The organism is Xanthomonas hortorum, assembly GCF_040279205.1.
GTDB lineage: Bacteria > Pseudomonadota > Gammaproteobacteria > Xanthomonadales > Xanthomonadaceae > Xanthomonas > Xanthomonas hortorum_F.
Genome location: NZ_JBEOLS010000116.1, coordinates 1 through 2,087 on the forward strand (window position 1 = coordinate 1; position 2,087 = coordinate 2,087).

Here is a 2,087-nt window from a genome sequence, read left to right on the forward strand (position 1 = left end):
AAGATTCTGGCTACTGGGCTGCGCTCGATGTGTCGCCACCGGAGGCGCGGCAAGGGACGTTTCGTGCAGGGATCCGCAGGGACTGGCGATCTGTTGAATCCGGCCCGAGCGTCAACGGCGGCGCGCCACGCCAGACGTTGCAGGGGTGCAGAAAAACAGGGGCATGAAGACCGCAGGCGTGGCGGGGCGACGATTGCGCGCGCCAGGGCCAGCGCTGTTCTGTAGGCGTCGGGGTTTTCCTACTGCGTCGGTCGCTGAAGACGGGCAACATAAGAGGCTGCATCCGGTTCCAATAGGGGCTACGACATGCCCAACATCCGCCGCCGGCCCCGCCTCCATTACGGGCGGTCAAGCGCAGAGGTGGGCATCTGATGGAGAGGCAGCAAAGCGACTCACCTGTGAGCACCTGTTCGACGCATGCTGGATTGTTGAGAGAAAGCACCTATGAACGAAGCAAAAGAAGCCCGCGCAACACTCCACAACGCACCTCAGAAAGGTGCTTTCTACATCCTCAGATCTGATATGGGGGGGGGCGGTCGCGGGCATGGCGTGGAATTCGAGAACGAAGATGCAGTGCCGTTCCCCATTGCCTACAGCCGGCCAGGCGAGGACGCGGGGCTAGCTGCATTGAAGGAGACCCCGCGCTTGCGCTACGACAGCCGCATCGGCGATATGCCCGATGACCTTGATAGTGGATTCAAGCGGTACTGGCTGGTCTCCGAGCCACTGAAGCAGATCTTCGAAGCTGCGGACCCGGAGGGCTTTGCCTTTGCGCTATGCGACTTCCGATTGGAAGACGGTACGCCCGGAGCACCGCACTATCTTTGTGAGGTGGTGCGAATTATCGAAGCCATCGACGAGGAGGCATCCACTGTAAAAGTGTTGACCGGATACCGTAACGGCAAATATTACGACATTACGGGAGGCGCAGAGTTTGCATTCAACAAAGATGTGATCGGGGCCGCGCATATCTTCAGAACACCTTATACGGCAGATGCTTTTTGCGATCGTTTCTTGCGCGACACCCTGATTTCCCAGGGATTCGGCAAATCACCCAGGAAGCGTGGCGTTCGGCTGATCGACGCAGCAAATTACGGATAAAAATTCCTCTGAATGGATTTTGGAGTAAAGACAGATGCCGGCCAGTAATGTCATCCTTGAAAGTCATCATGTCATTGAAAACACCATCTTTCGCAAGCATGACTTGCTCAAAAAGTTGGCCGATCATGGCTTGATCGACAAGGATGTATCGATCAATCGTCTCTATCTGCCGGTAGATGGCAAGCTGGCAGATGAACTGGAAACATCCCCCCACCGAGGACGCACGCGAAGGTCTTATACGGATGTAACTGGGGATTATCTTGACAAGCTCCTTAACTCGCCAGACGGCGACGCCGCCATGTCCAACGACGCTGCTGCATTGAAGCGCGTCGCTGCCCAAGTCCACGACCTGCAAGACACCCTCAAAGTCGCCCTGATCAATGGCGATATGTTCGCAACCACCCCGGATCGCTTGACCAAGGCCGAGGCCAACGCGCAAAACCACAGCACTATTTCCGAATACGAGCAATACCGCATTGCCCATGCCGATCAGCTGGAGACGCTGCGCGCCATGAGCACTGTCGAATCCGAATGGGCCGCCATCACCCACTCCGAGCAGCGGATCGCAAAGGTGATCGATGACGCACGCACGACGGGCAAAAATCTGGTCGCTGTCCCGAATGAACGCGATGCCGTTATCCGCGAGATCGCCGGCCGAGAAGAATTGCGCATGGCTATCGCGCACGCAGAGAGTGCCGGGCGAATAACGCTGTCCGAGTCCAATGCGGCAGTGGTCCAGCAGGTATTGGATGACACGCCGACAACCATCGACGGTACCGCACGCAGCATTCGCCAAGGCGCAGGCGCCGCACCGCATCCATCGTATACACCAGTCTCGCAACGCGGCTTCGCCACCGCAGAGCTGCTCGCAGGCGATCTATCTGCCGGCCAGGCGCTACGCACCGCCGGCCTGCTCGCCACCGCCGCCGACACGGTGATGACCGGCCAACGCGCCACGCAGTTCCTCGGCCAGGACAACCCGCTCG

The 2,087-nt window shown here is 58.6% G+C and carries 1 protein-coding gene and 1 pseudogene; both read left to right on the forward strand.

The window, feature by feature from the left end; all coding sequences use genetic code 11:
- The first annotated feature begins 444 nt into the window (after nt 1-444).
- Nucleotides 445-1,101, forward strand: coding sequence for an imm11 family protein (locus ABS769_RS22320; RefSeq protein ID WP_317063430.1), 657 nt, complete (start codon nt 445-447; stop codon nt 1,099-1,101).
- A gap of 319 nt (nt 1,102-1,420) precedes the next feature.
- Nucleotides 1,421-2,087 (forward strand): annotated as a pseudogene (locus ABS769_RS22325) (hypothetical protein); the annotation flags it as partial.